This window comes from Glaciimonas sp. CA11.2, assembly GCF_034314045.1.
Taxonomy (GTDB): Bacteria; Pseudomonadota; Gammaproteobacteria; order Burkholderiales; family Burkholderiaceae_D; genus Glaciimonas.
On the sequence record NZ_JAVIWL010000001.1, the window covers coordinates 225,956 to 251,186 of the forward strand.

Genomic DNA, 25,231 nt, shown 5'->3' on the forward strand with positions numbered 1-25,231 from the left:
CCGAAATGGCAAAATGCAACCGCGCTCCATCCAGGCTATAAACAAGTTATAACCAGGCTGTCGTCGCCTGACTGCATCAAAATAGTGTGGAAGTTAACTGCGAGAATAAAACTGCGGCGGCGCATGTGAGTGCGGCGTGAGATAACCTCTTAGCGGTAGCGCGAAGAAATGCGCCTTGTCGGGGGCGAGGTGATACACAAAAACCAGCATCGGTACCAACGCCATGAGCGGCAGCAACGAAGGCGGTGCCGGCACATGGACGGCAAGATTGCAGCTAACACATTCTCTCGACTCCTCAAGCAAACTATGGCGATGAAAAGCCATGCCAATCAGCTGCGCCACCAAAATAGCCACCGCACACCACAAAGCGATTTGATAGAAGCGCGTCCTGAGCATTCGCCGACGCGGGAAACTATTTAAAACGATCAATTGCATGGTTCGCCCGAAGACCGACTATTTCTACCCTCAAGGTTCCGCCCTAACAAAGCCAGATCGCTTTTCAGATCGCTCTTTGCAGCGTGATTAATCGACAAAGGCAGTAGTGTCAGCAGAAAAAATGGCGTGTCGTTCATGTAAATAACAGGGCGGTCAAAGATCATAAATAGATCGGCAAAAGGGGATGATGGCCAAAGTAAACTGACTGCACCCCATTAGCACCGCAATACTGCCTAGTTTAAATGCCAACCAAGATTTCATCAACAAAAATGCAACTGAGTTGCAACAAAAATGCAACTTAGTTGCAAAATTGAGACGACCTCCACAATTTATCGCATTTTTAGGACGTACCTAATTCACGCAGTGGATTTTCCAAACGCCCTCTCAACACCAATAACTACATCAAGGCATAATCATGCTGAATAAATTGTGATGATCATCATTATTTTTTTAAGTGAGTTGCGCAAAATTATCCCAGCAACTGGCTTGCCAACCCTACCGACGCAGACAGTATGTTAGTTTCGGGCCGCGCAGGTCGGGTCCGTAGGCGGCAAGGAAAGCACAACGCCGCTGGGGCGGCTTTGCGTAAGTTCTATTTTTATCGTCGGACGAAATAACGGTCTACTCTCATCGATTTTTTGTAATATTAAGACCAAGGATACAAATGAACAGCCGCGAAGAAATATTAACCCTTTGGCAGGCGCAAGAAGCAGACGTAAGATCGCGACTCGCCCCGCCAGGAGTGGCGACTCTGGCACAACTGAAAGAGCTTAGCGGCATAGAATTTCTCCAACATATCTGGGAAGGCAAATTGCCGTCTTTGCATATTGGAGAGACGATGGAATTTATTCCACTCGAAGGTGAGCCAGGCCGTGTCGTGTTTCAGGGTACGCCCGGCCGAAAGCATTACAACTCGCTTGGCAGCGTTCATGGCGGCTATTTCTGCACACTACTCGACTCCGCACTCGGGTGCGCAGTGCACACAATGCTTCCCAAGGGGATCGGGTACACCACACTGGAACTGAAAGTAAATCTGCTCCGTGCATTAACTGAAAAAACAGGTCCGGTCAGAGCCATCGGAAAAGTGATCCAGGTCGGAAAACAAGTCGGCGTAGCCGAAGCAAACATCGTTGATGTTGATGGCAAAATATACCCGCACGCGACTACCACCTGCTTGATTTTTCCACTGCCTTAATTTTTTTTCGTGATTTTTCCAGACAGGTAGCTCGCTATCGCTCGAATCACTCTGGCCAGTGAGACGAGCGAGAACACCTTTGACTGAGTATTTTATTTTACTGTTGTCATTACGCATAACTATTGGTTATGTCACCACCAGCACACCGGTCATATCCTCATGACCAGAACCACAAAATAAATCACAGTGAAAAATAAACTCTCCGACCTTATCCGGCGTAAAACGTATCCGTGATTCTTTTCCAGGCAAAATATCTGTGCGAATACCAAAGTCGGGCGCATTAAATCCCATTGGCATGTCAAGCGTCGAGAACGCCAATACCACCGGGAGTCCTCGCTTCAACATAATGCGATTAGGCGCGTACGTAAATCTACTCGCCACCACCTTTATTACTTCATTGGGTGTCTCTGCCAACGCACCGCTTGGGATCGTCACTGCGAAAATGGCACTAGCCCCGGCACTTGCGATACCCATCAAAAACTGGCGGCGTTCTGTATTCACATTCATGATTACCCCTTCGCAATCGGCAATTCGGTTAGATTGAGCTCAGGATTTTTTTGGATTGCGGCAATCTCTCGAAAACCTAAACCGCGATACGGTTGTGCGCTATCCCAGACCAGTGGCGTGCGCTTTGGCTGTGATCCAGGCGCGGGCAACGCGAAAATGAGAGACTTTGCGGAATGGTGCGCAATATGACCGGTCATGTGGTGATTTTCTTGATGAATATGCCCGTAGAACACTGTGACGTTAGCGTGTGGCATCAATAGCGCGATCGCTTTTGCACCATCCCGCGTAGCCCAATCCCATTGCGGGTAAAGATCAAATAATGGACGATGCGTAAACACGACGATTCTTGCGTCTGGCGCTAATTTATCCAAGTCAGCTGCGAGCCAATTCAGTTGCTCTTCGCCAATACTTGCACCCGGATCTGAAACATTATCGAGCACGATGAAATGCACTCCTTTATGATCGAAGGTGTAATGCGTTTTGCCAAAAAATTCCTGATAAGCTGCGCCCTGATCTAGTCCGGCATCATGCTCACCGGGCATAAAATAAACCTGCTTTACCTTTAACTCTGAGACTATTTTTTTAAATTCTGTCAGGCGCTTCCGGCGTTCCTGCGGATCGTCTGTGGTATGTGTCAAATCGCCAGTAAATACGATGAAGTCCGGCAATTGCTCCAGTGCATTAACAGCCGCGATAGCTTTTGGCAAAGTGCCACGTGCATCTGGATTAGGTGCGCCCTCGAAGCCCCAATGCGTGTCAGACAATTGCACAAAAAAGAAGTTTTCTAAAGTATTACCTGAACTATTCGCCGCGCTTGCCCAACCACTCAAACCTGAAGCAAATACTGCACCACCCAGACCGGCAAGTCGGATAAAACTGCGTCTGTTTAGTTGATTACTCATGTGAATCTCCTCGGTTTTCCCATAGTCGCCGATCATTTGAACGGTAAAGCGAATACCAGCATTAAGGAATATTTATTCCCAAACACCTCAAAAAAAAGGACAGAACTATTTTTCGTCATTTGGGGAATAAAATTTAACCTCGAGCGGTATGATAGAGAGAACACGGGAAATCTACGCATGACGAAGTTATCCAAAGAAATGCGCTTTCAAGCCATTGTGATGCCCCATTTAAACTCGGCATTTAACTTGGCTCGATGGCTCACGCGCAATGGAACGGATGCTGAGGATATCGTGCAGGAGGCTTATCTGCGGGCGTTTACTTTTTTTGATAGTTTTTATGGCGAAGATGGTCGTGCATGGCTCCTAACTATTGTCCGAAATACTTTCTATACATGGCATCAGAAAAATCCGACGCAAAATACCGAGTTCGATGAACAAAGTCACAGTATCGATGGCGAAAATATTGGTATCTCCCACCAGGTTGATAACAATCCGGAAAATATACTTTTGCAAAAAGATAGTCAGGCGCAACTATTGCGTGCCTTGCAAGCGTTGCCGTTGGCATTTAGGGAGGTGATGGTGCTACGCGAACTGGAAGAGCTTTCTTATAAGCAAATTTCAGTGATCATCGGCATTCCGGTTGGCACGGTGATGTCACGCTTGGGACGAGGTCGTGGTTTATTGCAAAGCACATTGCGAGAAAATCTATTGCCAACCAATTCGGCAAAAAAAAATAAGATTAACGAGGCTAACCCCGTTCCTAGCCAAGCACCGCTAGTTCAACCGGCACCAATTACATCGGCGGTAAAGCAAGCATCATCCGACCTACCGATAACATCAATGCAGCGGGGGATTTGATGGAACATGACGAAGTACTTGAACTCTTACCCGCCTACGTCGATCAAGAACTCGGGGTATCAGAGACGATACAGATCGAGCGTCACTTGAATAACTGTTTCGAATGTCAACAAGATTTTGCGCAACAAAGTCAACTTAGTGCCGAGTTAAAATCCGCTGCATTTCACTTTGAAGCACCCGCCGGTCTCGCGCAAAGAATCAGCGAAGCATTACCAAAAGAGCGATCAACCTTTGTTGCGCCCACCGCCAAACGTTGGCAACCTGGCGAGAGATTCGGCTGGCATTTGGACCGCTTCAACGTGGGCGCATTCCTAGCAACTCTGGCTGCTGCGCTCTGGAGTGTCAGCATGTTTCTCTCGCTTCCATCAGCACAAGATCAATTGACGGAAGAGATTGTAGCTAGCCACGTCCGCTCGTTACAAGTAGACCATCTGTCCGACGTCATTTCCACCGACCGTCACACGGTCAAACCGTGGTTCAACGGTAAGCTGAATTTTTCTCCCCCTGTATTCGATCTTGCCCCACAAGGGTATCCACTGACAGGCGGAAGACTCGACTATATCAATGGTCGCCCGGTAGCTGCATTGATTTACCATCACCAGCTACATCCCATCAATTTGTATATTTGGCCAACTAGCGGTCACGACGCCGTACCACGCACCGAAACCCGGCAAGGCTATCATCTCGCGCACTGGACAATCAGTGGAATGACCTATTGGGCAGTATCCGATGTAGCGGTAGTAAATTTAACGACCTTTGGAACGCTGCTAACGTCACAGATTAAGCAAGCTGGATAGTCGCTACTCCGATTAAGCGGTTTTGTTCTGATTGTAGCTACTCCTAATTGTTTCCTCTATCGCTTAGTCCCATGGCACCTTGGGATATTCTGGCAATACCCATCCTTGAGGGATATGTGCACGGCCGGTTAAGTCCGCTCCAGGCGTGGGTGCCGGAGGGGGTGGGATTGGCACCACCTGTTTGGCGGCGTTGATCAGGTCTTCTTTGTTACCGTTCCATTGCGGCAGGTCGGCGGGCGGTAAAGGCAGCACTTTGTCCAGGTTGGGGAAGCGGAGGTCGCGATTGCGGTAAAGTGCATCGGTAAAGACCTCATACCGTTCACTTCGTGTTAAATCAATACCATCAGGCCCAAGCCCTGCAACTTGCTCAAATTCAATACTCAAATAATTTGCCGCACCCCAACTCCCGAATTTGACACCCTCGTGCAGGTAATGAAGTGCGCGCGGTTTGTCTTTTATGAAAAGGCTATATTCCATTCCCAGCGCCTCCGCGGCGTCCCCATTACCCTGTGAGAACGCACATTCGAGCATCTTGAGGGCCATCGGCACATTGCCCCACCGACCACGTTCAGGCGCGTCGCTACCAGAATTCAAACTGCGCCCAATCGTGAACTGGGCATAACTGCTCCCCATCTCGGCGGCCTGCTGCCAGAACGCCCACGCGTTAGTTGGGTCGGGCTTGACGATAAAGCCATCGGCGTAATAATTACCCATCACCGCGTAAGCCAGAGGTACGCCCATCTGCATCGCCTCTTCTGTCAGTGCCATCGCCACCTGCGGTTGTCGTGCCACCAAGAGTTTATCCGAATCGATCAACCCCCACACCCCGGTCTGATACAACGTTGCCAGATTGTTCATCGCCCTCCAGTGCTTGCGCTCCGCTGCTTTGGTGTACAGCGCCAGAATTTGCGGCCAGTCGCGGTCCTCCTTCCAGAGCGTGGGCGTGTCCAGCGCCACCGCCTGTTGATACCAGATTTCTGCCTGCGCATCCACCGGCGGCGTCACCGTCAATTCATGCTTGCAGAGGAACTCTGTACGGTGTGGAAAAAAAAGCGGGGGAATCTGGTGACGGGGAAGTGTGTTATCCATGGAGCACGATGCTACGGACAGCACGAGAAGCGACAGCACCATTGCCGAAGATAGCGTTAATAGTAGTCGATGAATAAAACGTCGCAGGCGATATCGCAGCGTCATACTCATCACCCCATCTCAATCAATCGCCACTTCACCGCATAGTTCGCTACATCCACCAGCCAATCCTGCTGCGGATCGGGAAAAGGTTGTCCCTTGACGGCCCAGGTTTGGCGCCAGCGCCAGTTAACCAGTGCTTTGAGGGGATGTTCGTCCGGCAAGAGCGGTTGCCAGATGCCGGTGTGGGGACAGGTTTCTGCCCCGTCACACTCAGTGCGGACCGGATTGGCCCGCGCTTCGCGCCATTCACCGCTGCTGAGTTGTCCGATACGGGCGGGGACCGGTAACTGCTCGGGATCGCCTCTAAAATGCCACATGATACGGCCGGATTTTGGCCCTAGAAAATGGCGCAGATTGTCGAACCCTTCGTTATCGGTATAGCGTTGCGGGGCCTGCTGGCGATCAAAAAGCATGTCCTCATAGCTGGTCCGCGCCAGTAACTGAGGCAGCCAATAGCCGCTAAAAGGCACTCTGACGCCCTCGTATTCCGATGACACATGATTATGCCCCTCTCTCAACAAAGCATAGGGTACCTTGGGATATTCTGGCAATACCCATCCTTGCGGGATATGTGCACGGCCGGTTAAGTCCGCTCCAGGCGTGGGTGCCGGAGGGGGCGGGATTGGCACAACCTGTTTGGCGGCGTTGATCAGGTCTTCTTTGTTACCGTTCCATTGTGGTAGATCGGCGGGCGGCAAGGGTAAGACTTTGTCCAGGTTGGGGAAGCGGAGATCGCGATTACGTCCGAGGGCATCGCTGAAGACTAGATAGCGATCAGCGCGTGAAGTATCGATCCCGTAAGGATTAAGATCGCCGACTGATTCAAATTCGCTACGTAAATAATTTGTGGCACCCCAACTCCCGAATTTGACGCCTTCGTGCAGGTAATGGAGTGCGCGCGGTTTGTCTTTTATGAAAAGGTCATATTCGATCCCCAGCGCCTGCGCGGCGTCCCCATTGCCCTGTGAAAACGCACATTCGAGCATCTTGAGGGCCATCGGCACATTGGCCCACCGACCACGTTCGGGCGCGTCGCTACCAGAATTCAAACTGCGCCCAATCGTGAACTGAGCATAACTGCTCCCCATCTCGGCGGCCTGCTGCCAGAACGCCCACGCGTTGGTTGGGTCGGGCTTGACGATAAAGCCATCGGCGTAATAATTGCCCATCACCGCGTACGCCAGCGGTACGCCCATCTGCATTGCCTGTTCTGTCAGTGCCATCGCCACCTGCGGTTGTCGTGCCACCAAGAGTTTATCCGAATCGATCAACCCCCACACCCCGGTCTGATACAGCGTAGCCAGATTGTTCATCGCCCTCCAGTGCTTGCGCTCCGCTGCTTTGGTGTACAGCGCCAGAATTTGCGGCCAGTCGCGGTCCTCCTTCCAGAGCGTGGGCGTGTCCAGCGCCACCGCCTGTTGATACCAGATTTCTGCCTGCGGATCCACTGGCGGCGTTACCGTCAATTCATGCTTGCAGAGGAACTCGGTACGGTGCGGAAAAAAGAGAGGGGGAATTTGGTGACGGGGAAGTGTGTTATCCATGGAGCAGGCTGTCAGTGTAAGTGAAATAAAAAGAAAAAGCGCTGATGACCAGCGGCCTAATCCGCATCGGGTCCGGTTTGGCGCGGGTGAAATAACGTTGAGCAAGGTGAGCATCCCATTTTTCCAAACCGGTTGCCCACTGCATTGGACTGTCATGCCAATGCCTCGTTATAGGTAGCGGCAGCAGGGGCTTGCGCCACGCGGACGCCAGTAACGCCAGTTCCCCCTCGCTGGTCGGAGTAGGTGACGATGAAATCCTGAATCCGCCCATTTTGTTTATCAACAAATTTGGCATTTTCTTTCATTTTTTTCACCCAACCTTCGTGAGTTTTTTGAATACTCAATGGGTTTCCATCACCACCATCCCACTCCTCTCCCGCCAAATTTCCCCATACCCTTTCCCGCGCGCCCCGTGCAAATTCCGCATTCACACAACTGATGTTGATTTCGCTATCCACCACCATGCTGCGCACATTCATGTTGGCGCTGCCGAGCGTTAAAAAGACGTCATCGATGATCATCAGTTTGCTGTGGATGTAAATTTCACGACATCGGTTCGAATGCGAATCCTGTGTATACAGCTTGGCGATCAGGACTTTGATGCCCATGTCATCGAGCTCCGCCTCGCTTACCGGTGCACGCGCAGCCGAGTCGACAATATCCGCCTTGGTGATCTCGTCAATTGACGGTATCAGCCTCCCAAGCGACATAAGCTTCTTGAAAGGAGTCGCAATCCATTGATTGAAAAAGCCCAAACTCCATTCACGTTGCTGCCTGACTGCCTCATCGTAGTTCTTCATGGTCTGGGCTTGGCCCAGTTCGGCCACGGTATCGTAGGTGCGCGGGACCATCCCGTGGCGCTCGGCTTCGGGAATGACGATAAAGACATATAAATCGGGGACATTGGTTCCCCATCCACATTCCCGCATACGCTTAACATAACGCTTACGCATGGCTTTCAGATGTTCTGCCCATGGTGTGTACTGAAAGTATTGATTTTCGATATAGAGATAATTGCGCGCCTGACTGGTGGCCAGCCAGTAGGCTTCCTGAATGGTTTTGTCCGACTCTTCGGGTTGCGTACGCACGATCTGCGCCATCTGCCGCGTTGTGCCGGAAGGAAGAAGCCTAAAAGCATCCGGCGTGATCGCCTCTCGCGTGGACTGCAACCGACCCGGTTGACTATCGCCTCTGCCCAGTTTGACAATCGGGCCCTTGAAGGTCTCGTCCAACATGTCTTTAACAAGTTTGGCACGGCTAGTATTGGAATTTTTCTTGCCCGTCTCTCCCTGTATGGCAGACACTTTAGAGGATTCAGGCACAGGGTCCCAGTTCCGTTTGGCCTTGTCCCATGCGGTCACAAAATTCCGGTTCAGGCAATGCAGCGCTTTACCCTTCACCCGAATCGCGTAGTCACGGAATGGTTTAAGTCCGAGCCCAGAATTGCGCTTATTCGCTCCGCCTTCGCGTTGATGCCCGCGTCGCTCATCGTTATAAAGGTGCGCAGGCGTATCCCAATAGTCGGTGGTGGAATTGAGTCCCATCACGTAGCCGACCGCTTCCTCTCGCAGTTCGACATCAATCAGAATCGGCTTTTGGTGATGCGTTGCTACGCGGATCAGGCCTAACACTTCAATATCCGTAAACCCTGGCGTTTCTCCTTTCAGGCTCGCCGTTATCGCTCCAGCATCAGCTGAGCGATAACGCACATGCAGATTGGGAATACGTCCAGCCATCGCATCATCCCACCAGTCTTCACAAAATTTGGCACGCGCATAGTTGGGATCTTTCTTGTCGGCCCGCCCCCATTTAGGATGACCGTAAAGATTGCTTGCCACACGACCAATAGGGCCAAACCATCCATCAGCGAACCACACCAGCAAACGCACCGTCACGCCGCTACTAGCTCTCTCACGCAATAAATCGCCGTAAGTGGTACTACGCGGCCAATCCTTTGCGTTGCGATCTGTCACTTCCATGCCGGGATCAAAACCCCAGCAGATCAGATCCATGCTTTTTATAGCCGCCTTGATATCTTTAACAATGTGGGGAAATGCTTCTGATGCGCAGATATAAAAATCGAGGTGATTGTCGACCGAAATCGGATGCCGACCAACACCATTACGATTCTCCAATAACCATTGCCGACTCATGGTAGCCCGACAGTTGACTTCATCAACATGGGTCGTTTCAGTAAAAAATAGGTCTTTGATATTCGGTGGCATGGAACTCCTGTCTTTTGGCTTTCAGGTAAATCGAAAAAATAGTTTGTGCTTTAGCTGTTGCTATTAGTTCTTGCTATTACGGACTTGCGAATCCCGGCCATCATCTGTTTTGCCCAATTGGCGCAAGCCTTTTCGCGACAGCTGGTGTTGTGCTTCGCCCGGCTGTGCGCTTACGGGCAAGGTGAAACGATTACCGTCTGCCCATTCCACCTCGTAGCGACTAGTCTTGGTATGGTTGTCAATCACGATTCGTCCCCATGCATCAGTGACGCCTTGATTGAGCAAGGCGCCATCGCGATAGAGGGCATAAGGTTCTGGCGCAAGCAGCTTTAGGCCAGCTACAGTGTGAAGATCAAAGACCATTTGCTCTTTCACCATTACCGGCTCTGGCAATATGGGTATCGTCACGTTCTTTGCGCCCATATTTGCGTGACTGGCGGCATGTGCGACCCAACCGCCGTTCGTCCCACTTTCAATTCCGTTGGCGCTCCATTTGGTATAACTGCCACCGCCATTGATTACGACCTCCTCTTTGGCGTTAATAGCGATCCGATTCGCGGTGAGGGTAATATTTAGTTTGGCGAGTAAATTAACGCTGTGTTTAAGCGCCTGAATGTCGATATTCCCATCGGCTGACGTGGCCTTAATACCGCCTTTGCTGGTGAATAGCCGGATGCCATTTTTCACATTCGCGATGAGCCGCTGTCCGACCGACAAACTTATATCCTGTCCGCTGGTGATCGCAACATGTTCACCGCTGGCAATGTGGGTCGATTGCGGCGTCGTGGTAGCGATCCCCGCTGGACTGGCGAGTATCAGATGCGGTGCGGTTAATTCGGGAAAGCTGCCGTCTTTGGCCTCGCCAACGGTCCCTTGAATCGCATCGTTCTGATCGGTGAGTGAAGTGGTGACCGCTTTGTGCTCATCGGCTTCAAGCGCACCATGTTGCTGCGCCAGTTCACCGAGGCTTTTCTGTTGGCCGTGCGCATCGATCAGGCGCTGTGCCGTCTCGCCCAGATCGGTGATGTGACGACTGGCATTGGGGCGACTTTCGGTGCTGATCAGCAGACCGTTTTTAGCGCGGATTGCGCCATGTCCGTCGGTGCGCAATTCAAATCCTTGCCCGCGTGCTTCCTGGCGACCGGTATGGTCTTCGATGCGCGTAATGTGGCCTAAACTTAATTGGCTATGCTGATGATCGCTTTTGAGCTGGCTCTGGATTTTGCCAGCGGTGTCATCCATGACCAGATGGTTGCTGCGTCCGCTGGCGGCATTGCCACCGTCAGGTGTCAGTTCGCGTGAGCGAAAGCCCGATAACGCGCTTTGACTCGGCAATGCCCACGGTGGCGTATTGAGTTGGTTGTACACCCGTCCGGTACATAGCGGCAAGTCGGGATCACCACCGAGAAAGTCGACGATGACTTCCTGACCGATGCGCGGAATATGCATGCCGCCGAGTTGATTGCCAGCCCACGGTGCGACGACGCGGACCCAGCAACTGCTCTGATGATTGTGTTGGCCGAGGCGGTCCCATGGAAACTGGAGCTTGATGCGCCCGAGGGTATCGGTCCAGATGTTTTGTCCCTGCGGACCGACCACGATGGCGGTGGCGGGACCGTGGGTCAACGGTTTGGGTGTAGACCGTTGCGGTCGCACGTTCTCGCTGGCCGGTTGCACCGTAAAGTCGACGTGGACGCGATAACGTTGCCGATGCGCATTGTCGGACGCCTGCGTTTCTTGCGCGGCTTCGTCGATCCTCAGTGTGGTCGATAGGATCACATACTCGGCATTGGCGGCGGTCTGCGGATGACGCGTTAGCGTAAAGATGCAACCGGGCACCATGCCGCGTAGATGGCCTTGGCCTTGCGCTCGTTGGCCGGCGCTGTGTAAGGCTTGCATGCGCAAACGGGCGATGAAATCGCCTTCGGCAAACGGATCATTCTGGCTTTCCGGGTTGGTGCTTGCTGAACCGGAACCCGCCTTCGGCTGGCTATAATGCGCGTCGGCATGCCATTCATAGACCGCTTGCTCACTGTGCGCAGTGGGGCGGGGATCGTAGCGGTTGGCGGTGAGATTGGCCTTGGGGCGCGTGTAGTCATAATCCCGCGTGGTGTACTGGCCGGAGGTAAGTTGATGTACGGGTGAAAAGGCATGAATACACTCTTCATCGATATGTTTGCCTTCCGTATGAAACTGCACCACGTGATAGGCGCTGCTGGGCGAATTCTTATGCGCGCCGATGCTGTCGATTAAGACCAGTCGATGGACGCCATTATCATGCTCGAAGAAATAGTTGATTCCCCATTCTTCGCACAATCGACTAAAGAACGTAAAGTCGCTTTCGTTGTATTGGGTCTGATAGTCGCGTTTGGGATAAGTCTCAATGAGACGCTTGTCGACTGGAAAGGCGTAGTCGGCAAACAGCAGATCGATGATCTCGATCACGCTTTGATCCTGAAATATCTTGCAGTCGGTGGTCAGTGTCGCCAGATGCAACCATGGGCGCAAGGTGACTTCGTACAGCGCGTGACGTCCTTCCTGGCGCAGCATGCTGGCGGCGGTAATCAAGCCGGAGATTTCACGCGTCCCAGCACCGATGTTGCCAAGCAGATTGTCAGCAAATGCGCTGTCGATAAATCCACCGCTGCCATCCAATGCAATCATGATGGTTAACTCGCGACCAATGAAATCGTCAAGATTGACATTGCCGATATCTTCACTCAGATGGATCAAGGATTCGGGTGTCATCAGCACGACGGTGTAATCGAATAATGCGTTCATGCCTTCCGTGCCAGAGAGACTAATCGGCACCAGCGCAGGTTGATTCAGGCGTGTTGGAATAGCGCTGCTAGATGCGCTGAGAGTGCGACTGCTGGACATTGGGGGAAGACCTTCCGCTACGAACGTGAGGACGATTTAATGCAATCTTTATCGCATCTTGCAATCGTGGAGGTGAAAAACTCTATGGCAATATTAAGCGGTAATGATCATCAATAGTGCTAAGAACTTTCTGAAAATGTATGCCATTTTCAAAATTAAGAATAATCCGCGATTATCTATTTCAGGGACAATCTTATCATCTCTATGCCGATACTAATCAACGCCATCCTGCCCGACTAATCTGGTGTAATTTATTGAAATACTATGTCGCATAATTTTTACGTCTCCACATCCGGAGACATTAAAAATGCATCTCAAAAACCACTGTATTAATGCAGTTCGTTCAGGGCGCCAAAATTCAATAGTGCCTGATTTTTTATATGGAATGGGTGGCATGGGGATGAGGCCTTACCAGACTAACGTGGTATAAGTCGCCACGATAGCCTGTAACTATTGATATTTAAATACTTCAATTGTTCACAAAAATACTCGTTGTAGCAGAGCTTATCCGAGCGACTAAAGCTACCTCCGATTTTTGCAATTATTCGCAGTGACTTACTGCGCCTTTACTGTACACTTTTGTGCATAAAAAACCCATGTAATGCACATTCACAAAACGAAATTTCAAATAGACGCTAGTCATAAAATAACTTCAGACATAGATTTATCTCTATTCTTTCCGAATCATCAAATCTAAGCAGCCTTGCGCTCGGCTTCCACCTCGGCCCGCAACCGCCTTGCTGCCGTGACCATGTTTTCCAGCGCGGCATAAGTCTCCGGCCATCCACGCGTTTTTAAACCGCAATCAGGATTAACCCATAGCCGCTGATCAGGAATCACACCGCGGGCTTTGCGTAGCAAACGTTCCATTTCGTAGACTTGCGCCACCCGCGGGGAGTGGATGTCGTAGACGCCGGGACCGATATCATTTGGATAGGAAAATTCACCGAATCCATCCAGCAATTCCATATCAGAACGAGAGGTTTCTATTGTAATGACGTCCGCATCCATGGCGGCGATCCACGGCAAGATATCGTTGAATTCCGAATAGCACATGTGTGTATGAATTTGCGTTTCGTCGGATACGCCAGCGGCGCTGATCTTAAATGCGCGCACAGCCCAATCAAGATAATGCTTCCACTCAGTTGCTTTGAGCGGTAAGCCTTCGCGGAACGCTGGTTCGTCAATCTGAATCATGCCGATACCGGATTTTTCCAGATCGTGCACTTCGTCACGGAGCGCTAAGGCAATCTGTAGCGCGGTGGTTTCGCGCGGTTGATCATCGCGTACAAACGACCATTGCAACATCGTCACGGGGCCGGTTAGCATCCCTTTCATAGGCTTGTCGGTGAGTGTTTGAGCAAACTGGCTCCATCCCACAGTCATCGCTTCTGGACGATACACGTCACCGTAAATGACCGGTGGTTTGACACAGCGCGAACCATAACTTTGCACCCAACCGTTGGCCGTGAATGCGTAACCCCACAACTGTTCACCGAAATACTCCACCATGTCATTGCGTTCGGGTTCGCCGTGTACCAACACATCAAGACCAAGCTCCTCTTGCTTTTGTACCACCAGGCGAATTTCATCGCGCATTTGATCAAGGTAATCCAGATGACCAATATCGCCGCGCTTGTACGCCGCGCGCGACTTGCGTATCTCTTGCGTTTGAGGAAAAGAGCCAATCGTCGTTGTAGGAAATAGCGGAAGCTTCCACTTTTCTTGCTGCTTATCGATACGTGTTTTAAATGCGCTGGTCCGGTGCGCATCGCCTTCCGTTAGTGCTGCCAGACGCTTCTGCACGAGTGGATTGTGAATCCGCGTTGAGTGCCGTCGGCTTGCCAATGCCGTCCTTGATGCAACAAATTGCGCATCGACTTCGCGTGTGCAGTTTGAAAGCTTATCGGTATTCAAGGCCAGTTTTAGAGCGACGATCTCTGATAGTTTTTGTGTCGCAAATGAGAGCCAGCTTTTCAACTCAACGTCGAGTTTATCTTCACATTTGAGATCAACGGGAACGTGCAATAACGAACAACTAGAGCCAATCCATAATCGGTCGCCCAATTGCGCCTGCAACGGTTTGAGTGTGGTCAATACGCTATCGAGATCGCAGCGCCATAGATTGCGCCCATCGACCACACCGAGTGACAATACTTTGTCGTCCGGCCAATCGTGGGTAATGGCATCAAGTTGGCCAGCGCCACGTACCAAATCGAGATGGACGCCCATTACGGGCAACTCGCGCAGCAGTGCGGCATGCTCTTGCACTTCACCGAAATAGGTGGTCAACAATAATGGTGGCGCATCCGGTTCCAGCGCCGCGTATGCCGGAGAGAAAGCCTGAATCCAGGTGCTATCGAGTTCCAACGCCAGAATCGGCTCGTCAATCTGAACGACTTCCACGCCGGATACCTGCAACCGACTGAGCAATTTTTTATAGCCGGCGAGGACGCTGGGTAACAAGTCCAGCTTATTATCGCGCTCAGCATCAACCTTGCGGTCAGACTTCACCTTCCCCACATGCAAAAGCGTCAGCGGTCCGACTAACGCGACTTTGACGCGGTAACCGAGCGCTTGCGCTTCAGCAATCTCATCAAATAACCAGTTAACGCCACCGTCAAACTGGCTATCGGCACTCCACTCTGGCACGAGATAGTGATAGTTGGTATCGAACCATTTGGTCATCTCCATTGCAAAATGCTGCTTGTCGCCTCTTGCCAAAGTAAAATATTCGGCCAATTTCAATTGCTTTGGATCAAACCCGAAGCGCTTGGGAATCGCACCCAGCAATGCCAAAGTACCCAAGACCTGGTCGTACCATGCGAAATCTCCGACGGTGACGAAATCCAGCCCGGCATCGGCTTGCGACCTCCAATGACGGGCGCGTAGTGTTGCCCCGGTCTCACGCAACGCAGTCTCGTCGGTCGTTCCTTGCCAGAACGATTCCTGTGCAAATTTCAACTCACGTTGAGCGCCAATACGGGGAAATCCCAAAACGTGTGCTAGTGCCATTATATTTCCTTAAAAACGATGCGTGGGTGCGCTGGAATGCGATGGCTGGTAGTTTGAGGTAACTTGCCGTATGATTCAAACGACAAATATTAAGAATCAACTTGAATTTTATTCATAGTCAAAATCAAGACTGCCAAAGCTACACAGATCACGAGGACACTTCGTCAATGCAATCTATTCTGGAACTACGTCATTTAAAGACCCTGAACGCCTTGCGAGAGGCTGGCAATCTGCTGCGCGCTGCTACGCTGCTGAATGTCACCCAATCCGCGTTATCTCATCAGATTAAGCAACTTGAAGATCACCACGGCACCAGTTTGTTCGAGCGTAAATCGATTCCAGTCCGATTTACGCCAGCGGGCGAAAGACTACTAAAACTAGCGGATACGGTATTGCCGCAGGTCGCCGAAAGCGAGCGCGATCTGGTCCGGATGGCACAAGGTGTCGCTGGACAATTACGGATAGCGGTTGAGTGTCACACCTGTTTTGACTGGCTGATGCCGGCGATGGATATTTTTCGCAAGCGTTGGCCCGAGGTCGAACTGGATATCGTATCTGGCTTTCAGGCTGATCCGGTCGGTTTGTTGTACGAACATAAAGCTGATGTCGCTATCGTGGCAGAAATCGATCTGGACGAGAAAGTCGATTATCATCCGTTATTCAGTTTTGAAATCGTGGCGCTGGTGGCGCACGATCATCCGTTGGCCGCACACGATTTTCTGGTGGCGGAAGATTTTGCCAGTGATACCTTGATCACCTATCCGGTTCCCGACGACATGCTCGACGTGGTGCGCCAGGTCCTTAAACCTGCTGGTATTAATACGGCTCGCCGCACGACTGAACTGACCGTCGCCATGCTGCAACTAGTGGCAAGTCGACGTGGAATCGCTACCCTGCCGATCTGGGCGGCACAAAATTATTTGAACCGCGACTATGTTTTATCCAAACGCATTACACCCGCGGGGTTGATTGGCAAACTCTATGCCGCTTGTCTGCCGGAAGCGTCGGAAAAGCCTTATTTGGCGGACTTTGTTAACACGACACGCGAAAGTTGTTATTTGAATTTGCTAAATGTCGAGCTGTTATGACGATTGAGAATATGCCGCGGTGGCGGCTGTGCGGCTATTCCCGATTACTTTTGCCCTGCTTGTAGCAACTTGCTATCTGCTCCCAAGATCGTTCGCCTCGCAGTGAAAACCGTTCAGCGAAAAAAATCAATTAATCTATATCGTAAATCATTAAAAATGCATCAAATAAAAACACAACCAACATCGCTGGCACTGTTCTGTAAAGTCGTTGATAACTTTGGCGACATCGGTATTTGCTGGCGTTTGGCCAGGCAGTTAGAGCGCGAGCATGACATCGCCGTCACTTTATGGGTGGATGACTTGCGGAGTTTTCAGCAGATTTGTCCTGAGGTCAGTGTGGAAAGAGAGACGCAGCAGATTGCGAACGTAACGGTGCGCCATTGGCGCGATCAAAGTGCGCCGTTTACGTCGGAAGATGTTGCCGATATAGTCATTGAATTTTTTGCCTGTGACATACCGCCGACCTACATTGTAGCGATGGCGCAGCGTTCGCCTAAACCTGTCTGGCTTAATCTGGAAGGTCTCAGCGCAGAAACCTGGGTAGAAGGCTGTCATAAGCTATCGTCGCTGCCATCGCAATCATTGACCAAGTATTTTTTCTTTCCTGGATTTACGGATAAAACTGGCGGTTTACTGCGCGAGTCAGAACTACAACAACAACGCCATGCCTTTCAACATGATCCTGCCGCAATGTCGGCTTTTCTTGCCCGATTTGGCGTAACACCGGCGGAGATGGCACCTCTCAAAGTCTCGCTATTCTGCTATCCGAATGCCCCCGTTTCGGCGTTGTTTGATAGCTGGAAAAATGGTAATACTGCGGTTACTTGCCTGATACCAGAAGGCGTCGCGGTGGATGCCGTGCAGGCATTTCTTGGACGGGATGCAATTGCGGGTGCCACTACGACCCGCGCCGGTTTAACCGTGCGGGTGCTGCCCTTCATGCCGCAACCAGATTACGACAAACTGTTATGGGCCTGTGATCTGAATTTTGTGCGCGGCGAGGACTCATTCGTCCGTGCCCAATGGGCGGGAAAACCGTTTATCTGGCAAATCTATCCACAAGACAAAGATTTACACCACGTTAAATTGAAGGCATTTCTGCAATGCCATACAGCCGAAACGGAGATTTCAACAGCTTTCTGTCTGGGCTGGAACGGTGCCACCAATGACAACCGTAACTGGACGTCGCATTTGCCCGAGAGTTGGCTTCTATTCGCAGCGGACCTGGAAAAAATTGCCATGTTGTCTATGGATTGGGAGTCTCAAATGATGAAAAATGGTGACTTCACCTCTAATTTACTCAAGTTTGCCGAAACAGTTCGGTAATAGAGGCTGGAAATTAGGTTAAAATGTAGGGCTAATTTTTAACGCATTTCAACATTCAATCAAACGTGGGCACGCGGCTCTTTGCCAGTGATCTACAGATGATTCTTCAGTAACCACCTTTTTTACGACTATTCGCTATGAAACCTGCAAAAGAAATTCGCGTTGGCAACATCATTATGGTTGACAGTAAGCCAATGATCATTTTGCGCTCTGATGTCAACGGTTCGAGCCGTACGGGCTTTACCTATAAGTGGAAGATGAAGAATCTTTTGACAAATAGCCCACAAGAAAACGTCATGCGCGGCGACGATAAGTTTGATGTCGTTGTGCTCGATAAAAAAGCAGTGACGTATTCATATTTCGCCGATCCTTTGTATGTATTCATGGACGCTGACTATGAGCAATATGAAATTGAAGGCGAGAACTTGGGCGATGCTTTGCACTACCTAAAAGACGGCATGGAATGCGAAGCTGTGTTTTACGATGGCAAAGCAATTTCAGTCGAACTGCCAACCACAATCGTGCGTCAAGTTGTGTACTCAGAGCCAGCAATTAAAGGCAATACTTCGGGCAACGTCCTGAAAGAAGCCAAGATTGAAAATGCTGTCGAAGCGCATCGTCACACCGTTCAAGTGCCACTGTTCGTGAGCCAGGAAGACATGATCGAAATCGATACGCGCACTAACGAATACAAAAAAGTTGTTCGTAACTAATGTCAGCTACTGTCAATTAATGCAAATACCGCTTAGCCATCCAAGAGTCTTTAGTAAGGCTGTTAAAAAGCGGTATTAACGTAGATAAAATGCCCCGAAGTCTCAACGACTGTCGGGGCATTTTTTTGTCAGCACTATGCGTGGTCCAATATGATCAACGCGAGTAAATCGATATCGCTTTACAAGCGATCGGCCTGCATCCTTATCGCCATCACCCATCACAAAAGAATGCAAGCGCGCGATCGGATTGGGCGAACCCTGTCCTTATTGCGCCTTGGCAAACATATTGAAAATGCTCGAAAAATCTAAACCGCCCGCTCCGCTCTTGCTGTGAATGTCGTAAAGATTTCGCGCTAACGATCCCAGTGGAATGCTGCTGCTGGTTGACAATGCATTTTCGGTCGCGAGGCCCAAATCCTTCAACATCAGATCGACACCGAAACCACCACTATATTCTTTAGATGCGGGGGCATTTTCCATCACGCCCGGACAGGGATTGTATACCTCGAGCGCCCAATTACGGCCCGAACTTTTTGACATGACTTCCGATAATACGTTGGGGTCCATACCGTTCGCCATACCCAAACGTATCGCTTCGGAGGTGCCGATCATCAATATCCCCAGCAGCATGTTGTTGCACATCTTAACGGTCTGACCAGCCCCGCTTTCGCCAGCATGAAAGATGGCTTTTCCCATGATCTCAAACATTGGTTTGGCGACGTTAAATCCGTCCTCAGAGCCGCCGACCATAAACGTCAACGTCCCCGCAACCGCCCCGCCCGTGCCCCCAGATACTGGCGCATCGACCATTGTGAAGCCCTTTTCGCTCGCGGCCGCGGCTACCTTGCGAGCGCTATCCGGCGCAATAGTCGAGCAGTCAATGAGCAGCGTCCCAGGCTTTGCCTGCGCCAAAATACCATTATCGCCAAAGTACGCAGATTCAACATGGCGACTGGCCGGCAGCATGGTAATAATCGTCTTGGCGACCTTGATTGCAGAAACCAAATCCGGATTGTTGTTGCCACCACCGGCGATAAATTTTTCAACACTGGTGGGTACCAAATCATGGCCGCTAACACGCATCCCGGCACGCACCAAATTCAGCGCCATTGGCAAACCCATATTGCCAAGACCGATAAAGACTACATCGCTATTCATATTCCATCTCCTTAACTACTGAACTCTACATTTAGCAGAACACCTAAATAACTTTAGCGTCGTATTTAGCCCGCGATATTGCTCTGGCAAACGGCTGATCAAAACCTGTCGACCAGAAGAATCCAAATGGTCGATCAGGAGACAGCACGCTGCCTTCGCTAATGATGTGCGTGCAAGCTTATTTCATTGAGATCGTGGTATTGATCTGACCACCATCATCGTCGGGTGCAAACCAGCGTGCCGTCACCGTCTTTGTCTGGGTCCAAAACTGAACGGCTTGTTTGCCGTTTGGCCCCAAATCCCCAAGCTTGGAAGCACGTGATCCAGTGAAGCTAAAGTACGCCACAGGCACCGGAATCGGGACGTTGATACCGATCTGACCAACATCAATTTCATTTTGGAATTTGCGCGCCGACCAACCCGAAGACGTAAAGATTGAAGTGCCGTTGCCATTAGGATTGGCATTGATAAACGCAATCGCATCGTCCAATGTCTCCATTTCGACTACGCACATCGCAGGCCCAAAAATCTCTTGCGTGTAAATATCCATGTCGGCTTTTACGCCGGAGAATATAGTCGGGCCGACGAAATTGCCATCCGGGTAATTAGCGACTTGGCAATTACGACCATCCAACAACAGATTTGCGCCTTGCTCTACGCCGGTCCCTAACAAACGTTCTGTGCGTGCCTTGGCCGCTTTTGACACCATCGGTCCGAGATCAGCAGTCCGGTCACTGCCCGGACCGATTTTCAAGGTGCGGGAGCGTGCCACAATCTCCGGCAACCAATCTCTTGCCTTACCAACCAAAAGAACCACCGAATTCGCCATGCAACGTTGACCAGCAGCACCAAACGCAGCGCCCAGCAAATTATTGATCGCTTGATCTTTATTCGCATCCGGCAGCACGATGCAATGATTCTTCGCACCCATCATGCATTGCGCACGCTTGCCGGACTCGCTGGCGCGGCGATAAATATGGGTACCGACATTGGTGGAGCCGATGAACGACACCGCTTTAATATCAGGGTGATCGCACAACATATTAGCGACATCAGGACCGCCATGGACGACGTTCAATACACCCGGTGGCAGACCGGCTTTTTGCGCCAATTCAACTAAAAACAGCGAGGAAGATGGATCTTGCTCGGAGGGTTTCAATACGAAAGTATTGCCACACGCAACTGCGACCGGAAACATAAAACACGGCAACATAACTGGAAAGTTAAATGCCGTGATTCCTGCACCGACCCCAATTGGTTGATGGATTGTATAAACATCGACGCCTGTCGCCGCATTTTCTGCCAATTCGCCGAGTTGCAACGAAGTAATGGAGCAAGCGTGCTCGACCACTTCCAGGCCGCGCATGATTTCGCCCTCTGCGTCTGGTAAAGTTTTCCCATGTTCACGCGTAATTAATTCAGCGAGCGGTGCAATGTTTTCACGCAATAGCTGCTGAAACTTCAACATGATGCGCATACGCTGACTAAGCGACGTATTGCGCCAAGTGCGGAAGGCTTGTTTGGCGGTAGCAACCGCCTCATCGACTTCGGCTTTGGTCGCAAACGGAACACGGGCGACGACTTCTTGCGTGGCCGGATTGACGACATCACGCCACTCTGTGCTGGTGGACTGAACTGCTTTGCCGTTGATGTACAGCGGCACGTTAGGGATATTTGTTTCAGACATGATTAACTTCCTTCAAATAAATAATAAAAATTAGGCGTGCAGAAATAATTCACATTAAATCGAGAGATAAACTTAATAACGAAAGCGAGAATGCTAATTAAACTCAGGATCACGCTGCGTTCACTTCTTTATTTCACCAGCGAGCAAGAGACATCCATTGGTTTAAATGCCGGATCTGCCGGAATAGTCGATAACAACTTCAAATAGTCCCAAGGTCCTTTCGACTCGGCTAGCGTTTTGACCTGATACAAATACACATCGTGAATCACCCTGCCATCAGGGCGAATTGAGGCGTTCCGCATCACCGCATCATTGATCGGAATTTCACGCATTTTTTTGGAAACAACATTCGCGTCGTGGGATTTTGTAGCAGCTGTTGCCTTGAGATAATGGTTGTCCCCTAATTTTATTGATATAAGATTTACGCAAAATGTTTAAGCAGCCCAACACTTCGTAGCTTTACACTCTCATAAAGTCTTCGTCGGTATGACTGGCCGGGACAATCTTGAATAAATCCTTCGATATTGTGTCGACACATTCTGCCTGTGCATTATTATTGGGACAATAGAAAATAATTCACAATGGCTTTGCATTTTTGCAAAGCAAGTATATTTAAGAAAATACAACGATGGCGGCACTAGATTGGGACAACCTGCGCGTATTTCTGGAGCTGACACGCAGTCAGGGCTTGGTTGACGCAGCAAAAAAACTGGGTGTAGACCATTCGACCGTATCGCGACGAATGCGGCGCTTTGAAGAACAAGTTGGTAGCCAGCTATTTGAGCGCAATAATCAAGGCTATACCTTGACCGCCGAAGGTCATCGCCTGATCGAATACGCAGAGCAGGTAGAAAGCACGGTGTATGCGGCGGCAGAAGAGTTGAGTGGACACAATAGATTGCTGTCGGGACAAGTCCGATTGGGTGCCACCGAAGGTTTTGGTACTTTTGTGCTGGCACCGCATCTGGCGCACTTTTGCGCCCGCCACCCGCATATCAGTGTTGATTTGCTACCGGTGCCACGTTTTGTTAATTTATCTAAACGAGAGGCGGATATCGGCGTCACCCTTGAGCGGCCGCAAAGTGGCAATTATGTCATGACCAAGCTCACCGATTACGTGCTCAAGGTATACGCAACTCCGGCATATCTGGCTAACCACCCCACTATCCGCACAACAGACGATCTGGTAAGCCATCCTTTCATTGGCTACGTGGATGATTTGGTTTTTTCGGAAGAGTTACGCTATAAAGAAAACGTCGCGCCCTCTGCATTTCGCGCTTTTCGCAGTACCAGCGTAATCGCGCAATATACGGCGGCATGCCGCGGCCAAGGCCTGGCGATCCTGCCTTGTTTTCTGGCCCAGCAAAGCAATGATCTGGTACCGGTACTTGACGGCCAAGTCGACATACAGCGCACGTTTTGGCTGGTCGCAGCGGCCGAAACCCGCAATGTAGCCCGCGTCGCCGCTTTGTGGAGCTATCTGCGCGACGTGATGGAACCTAACCGCGCCTACCTGATGGGTGAATCACGTGATATGGTTTGGTTAGAGTGACGAGAAGGTAAAAATCTTCCAGGCATATTGCAGTATTACCGCCCTGAAGTACCAACCAATCCGATGCAAACGTAAGGCTGAGCGAGGTCGACGATTATTGTAATGTCTCCTTGTATTCGCGGCGTGCATACTGTTATTGGTGGAGCACCGGGATAAATAAGGATACCCCAGATCATACGTGCACCGATTCTCGTCAGTCCGACAGGCTCCCGATACGTTATAATCGCGAGTTCCCGGTAATGCCCAATTGCAGCATCCGCTGCAGCAGCCCACGCGCATTTTCCCGTTTTCTGAAATCTATCAAGGCAAGCGACCGTAGTCGTTTGAAGCACGCATCATGCAAGAACCCATTTCCGCGCAACCGTCAGTCGATCAAGCCATCGCTCAGGGGATTGATCACGCCAGCGAGCAAATCAGCGATTCTGCCGAAGTTTCCGCAAATAACGTTTCGCTCGAACAAATCGCCAGCGAAGTTGGACGCCGCCGCACTTTTGGTATTATTTCCCATCCTGATGCCGGTAAAACCACGCTGACCGAAAAACTGTTGCTGTTTTCAGGCGCGATTCAGTTAGCCGGTACCGTTAAGGGCCGCAAGAGCGGACGCCACGCCACCTCTGACTGGATGGAAATTGAAAAGCAGCGCGGCATTTCTGTCGCCAGCTCGGTTATGCAATTCGAATACCGTGACCACGTGGTCAATTTACTCGACACACCCGGTCACCAGGACTTCTCGGAAGATACTTATCGCGTGCTGACTGCCGTAGACTCTGCATTGATGGTGATCGATGCCGCCAAAGGTGTCGAAACACAAACCATCAAGCTGCTCAACGTTTGCCGCATGCGCAACACACCGATCATCACATTGATGAACAAGATGGATCGCGAAACCCGCGATCCGCTAGAGTTGCTCGATGAACTGGAAACAGTATTAAAAATCCAGTGCGCGCCGGTGACATGGCCAATTGGTATGGGTAAATCATTCCGCGGCGTATATCACCTGCTGCGGGACGAAATCTTATTGTTTGCGCCAGGGAGTGAAAAAGCCGATCAGACTTTCGAAGTCATCAAAGGCATCGACAATCCACGTCTCGATGAGATGTTCCCGCGTGAGATTGAACAATTGCGGATGGAAGTCGAACTGGTGCATGGCGCATCCCATCCTTTCGATAAAGAAGCGTTTTTAGCGGGTATTCAGACGCCGGTGTTTTTCGGCTCTGCGATTAACAACTTCGGTATCCGCGAAATTCTTAATGCATTGATCGACTGGGCTCAGCCGCCCGGCGCACGCGATGCCACTATCCGCACTGTCGCACCGACAGAGAAACCATTCTCCGGCTTCGTATTTAAGATTCAGGCCAATATGGATCCGGCGCATCGTGACCGGATTGCCTTCCTGCGGGTCTGTTCTGGCCACTTCGAACGTGGCATGAAAATCAAGCATCTGCGCCTTAATCGAGAAATCAAGGTCTCGAACGTCGTGACCTTCATGGCGTCGAGCCGTGAACAAGTTGAAGAAGCATTCGCTGGCGACATCATCGGCTTACCGAACCACGGCAATATGCAGATTGGCGATAGTTTCTCAGAAGGCGAACTGTTGCAGTTCACTGGAATCCCCTACTTTGCGCCAGATTTTTTCCGCTCAGTACGGATTCGTAATCCACTGAAAATCAAGCAACTGCACAAAGGTTTGCAACAGCTAGGCGAAGAAGGTGCGATTCAGGTTTTCAAACCGGTTTCCAGCAGCGATCTGGTGCTTGGCGGCGTGGGTGTACTGCAATTTGAAGTGGTTGCCAGTCGCTTGATGAATGAATACGGCGTCGATGCCGTGTTTGAAGGCACCAGCATTAGCAGCGCCCGCTGGATTAGCTGCGCCGATAAGAAGATGTTGGCGGATTTTGAAAGATCATCTGCCGGAAACTACCTTGCTCACGATGCCGCCGGCAATCTGGCTTATCTGGCGAGTTCGGGCGTTAACCTGCGTCTGGCGCAAGAGCGTTGGCCGCAAATTACATTCCACGAAACGCGCGAACATGCGGTGAAACTATCCTGATCTGAAAGTGAAGGTTTATTCAGATGTAAAAAAAACGGTCCATTGGACCGTTTTTTTATTTGTCTCAAGACATAACGGCAAATGCCGTATCCCGTTTTACGTCTAGAC

At 50.7% G+C, this 25,231-nt stretch carries 19 protein-coding genes and 1 pseudogene; 8 read left to right on the top strand and 12 right to left on the bottom strand.

All coding sequences use genetic code 11. From position 1 onward, the window contains the following. Nucleotides 1-93 precede the first annotated feature (93 nt). Nucleotides 94-435: a hypothetical protein gene (locus tag RGU75_RS00960; protein WP_322232396.1), complete on the bottom strand. Its 342-nt coding sequence runs from the start codon at nt 433-435 to the stop codon at nt 94-96. Between the two features lie 664 nt (nt 436-1,099). Between RGU75_RS00960 and RGU75_RS00965 the strand changes: the two genes are divergently transcribed. Beyond that, a complete protein-coding gene (locus tag RGU75_RS00965) occupies nt 1,100-1,630 on the top strand; it encodes a PaaI family thioesterase (RefSeq protein ID WP_322232397.1) in 531 nt (176 codons plus the stop codon). A 126-nt stretch (nt 1,631-1,756) separates the two neighbouring features. On the opposite strand, the gene RGU75_RS00970 is transcribed toward RGU75_RS00965, so the two are convergent. Both RGU75_RS00970 and RGU75_RS00975 read right to left on the bottom strand, forming a co-directional pair. Continuing rightward, the gene (locus RGU75_RS00970; protein WP_322232398.1) at nt 1,757-2,137 is read right to left on the bottom strand and encodes a cupredoxin domain-containing protein; all 381 of its coding nucleotides are present in this window, start codon (nt 2,135-2,137) and stop codon (nt 1,757-1,759) included. 2 nt (nt 2,138-2,139) lie between these two features. Beyond that, nucleotides 2,140-3,039, bottom strand: a complete 900-nt coding sequence (locus tag RGU75_RS00975; RefSeq protein ID WP_322232399.1) for a metallophosphoesterase family protein — start codon at nt 3,037-3,039, stop codon at nt 2,140-2,142. Nucleotides 3,040-3,216: 177 nt separating this feature from the next. Between RGU75_RS00975 and RGU75_RS00980 the strand changes: the two genes are divergently transcribed. Together RGU75_RS00980 and RGU75_RS00985 are read left to right on the top strand one after the other, a co-directional pair. After that, nucleotides 3,217-3,897: a sigma-70 family RNA polymerase sigma factor gene (locus RGU75_RS00980; RefSeq protein WP_322232400.1), complete on the top strand. Its 681-nt coding sequence runs from the start codon at nt 3,217-3,219 to the stop codon at nt 3,895-3,897. Continuing rightward, nucleotides 3,897-4,694 (top strand): anti-sigma factor, encoded by a 798-nt coding sequence (locus tag RGU75_RS00985; RefSeq protein ID WP_322232401.1) that lies wholly within the window; start codon nt 3,897-3,899, stop codon nt 4,692-4,694. Before RGU75_RS00980 ends, RGU75_RS00985 begins: the two co-directional genes overlap by 1 nt. 63 nt (nt 4,695-4,757) lie before the next feature. Here RGU75_RS00985 and RGU75_RS00990 read toward each other — a convergent pair whose 3' ends face one another. The 6 genes from RGU75_RS00990 to metE form a co-directional block, all read right to left on the bottom strand. Next, entirely contained in the window at nt 4,758-5,894 is a 1,137-nt protein-coding gene (locus tag RGU75_RS00990; RefSeq protein ID WP_322232402.1) for a DUF6396 domain-containing protein, read from the bottom strand. After that, on the bottom strand, nt 5,894-7,429 hold the full coding sequence (locus RGU75_RS00995) for a DUF6396 domain-containing protein (RefSeq protein ID WP_322232403.1): 1,536 nt from the start codon (nt 7,427-7,429) through the stop codon (nt 5,894-5,896). The genes RGU75_RS00990 and RGU75_RS00995 overlap by 1 nt, the downstream gene beginning before the upstream one ends. Then, the gene (locus RGU75_RS01000; protein ID WP_322232404.1) at nt 7,422-7,574 is read right to left on the bottom strand and encodes a hypothetical protein; all 153 of its coding nucleotides are present in this window, start codon (nt 7,572-7,574) and stop codon (nt 7,422-7,424) included. Before RGU75_RS01000 ends, RGU75_RS00995 begins: the two co-directional genes overlap by 8 nt. A gap of 7 nt (nt 7,575-7,581) precedes the next feature. Then, nucleotides 7,582-9,654 carry a phospholipase D-like domain-containing protein gene (locus RGU75_RS01005; protein WP_322232405.1) on the bottom strand — a complete coding sequence of 691 codons (2,073 nt, stop codon included), beginning with the start codon at nt 9,652-9,654 and terminating at the stop codon, nt 7,582-7,584. 63 nt (nt 9,655-9,717) lie between these two features. After that, nucleotides 9,718-12,534: a type VI secretion system Vgr family protein gene (locus RGU75_RS01010; protein ID WP_322232406.1), complete on the bottom strand. Its 2,817-nt coding sequence runs from the start codon at nt 12,532-12,534 to the stop codon at nt 9,718-9,720. A gap of 693 nt (nt 12,535-13,227) precedes the next feature. After that, nucleotides 13,228-15,549 carry a 5-methyltetrahydropteroyltriglutamate--homocysteine S-methyltransferase gene (metE, locus tag RGU75_RS01015; protein ID WP_322232407.1) on the bottom strand — a complete coding sequence of 774 codons (2,322 nt, stop codon included), beginning with the start codon at nt 15,547-15,549 and terminating at the stop codon, nt 13,228-13,230. Nucleotides 15,550-15,716: 167 nt separating this feature from the next. On the opposite strand from metE, the gene RGU75_RS01020 reads away from it, so the two are divergent. The 3 genes from RGU75_RS01020 to RGU75_RS01030 all read left to right on the top strand — a co-directional run bounded on the left by RGU75_RS01020 (nt 15,717) and on the right by RGU75_RS01030 (nt 18,676). Continuing rightward, nucleotides 15,717-16,637, top strand: a complete 921-nt coding sequence (locus tag RGU75_RS01020) for a LysR family transcriptional regulator (protein ID WP_322232408.1) — start codon at nt 15,717-15,719, stop codon at nt 16,635-16,637. 156 nt (nt 16,638-16,793) lie between these two features. Next, nucleotides 16,794-17,963 (top strand): elongation factor P maturation arginine rhamnosyltransferase EarP, encoded by a 1,170-nt coding sequence (earP, locus tag RGU75_RS01025; RefSeq protein WP_322232409.1) that lies wholly within the window; start codon nt 16,794-16,796, stop codon nt 17,961-17,963. 137 nt (nt 17,964-18,100) lie between these two features. Further along, the gene (locus RGU75_RS01030; protein WP_322232410.1) at nt 18,101-18,676 is read left to right on the top strand and encodes an elongation factor P; all 576 of its coding nucleotides are present in this window, start codon (nt 18,101-18,103) and stop codon (nt 18,674-18,676) included. Nucleotides 18,677-18,940: 264 nt separating this feature from the next. On the opposite strand, the gene mmsB is transcribed toward RGU75_RS01030, so the two are convergent. From mmsB to RGU75_RS01045, 3 genes and pseudogenes are all read right to left on the bottom strand, one after another. Further along, complete coding sequence (gene mmsB, locus RGU75_RS01035; RefSeq protein ID WP_322232411.1) at nt 18,941-19,834, bottom strand: 3-hydroxyisobutyrate dehydrogenase; 894 nt, start codon at nt 19,832-19,834, stop codon at nt 18,941-18,943. Nucleotides 19,835-20,012: 178 nt separating this feature from the next. Beyond that, nucleotides 20,013-21,521: a CoA-acylating methylmalonate-semialdehyde dehydrogenase gene (locus RGU75_RS01040; RefSeq protein ID WP_322232412.1), complete on the bottom strand. Its 1,509-nt coding sequence runs from the start codon at nt 21,519-21,521 to the stop codon at nt 20,013-20,015. A gap of 128 nt (nt 21,522-21,649) precedes the next feature. Continuing rightward, nucleotides 21,650-21,913: pseudogene (locus RGU75_RS01045) on the bottom strand (ABC transporter permease); the annotation flags it as partial. A 236-nt stretch (nt 21,914-22,149) separates the two neighbouring features. On the opposite strand from RGU75_RS01045, the gene RGU75_RS01050 reads away from it, so the two are divergent. Together RGU75_RS01050 and RGU75_RS01055 are read left to right on the top strand one after the other, a co-directional pair. After that, the gene (locus tag RGU75_RS01050; protein ID WP_322232413.1) at nt 22,150-23,073 is read left to right on the top strand and encodes a LysR family transcriptional regulator; all 924 of its coding nucleotides are present in this window, start codon (nt 22,150-22,152) and stop codon (nt 23,071-23,073) included. Nucleotides 23,074-23,410: 337 nt separating this feature from the next. Next, a complete protein-coding gene (locus RGU75_RS01055) occupies nt 23,411-25,123 on the top strand; it encodes a peptide chain release factor 3 (RefSeq protein ID WP_322232414.1) in 1,713 nt (570 codons plus the stop codon). Nucleotides 25,124-25,231: the final 108 nt, after the last annotated feature.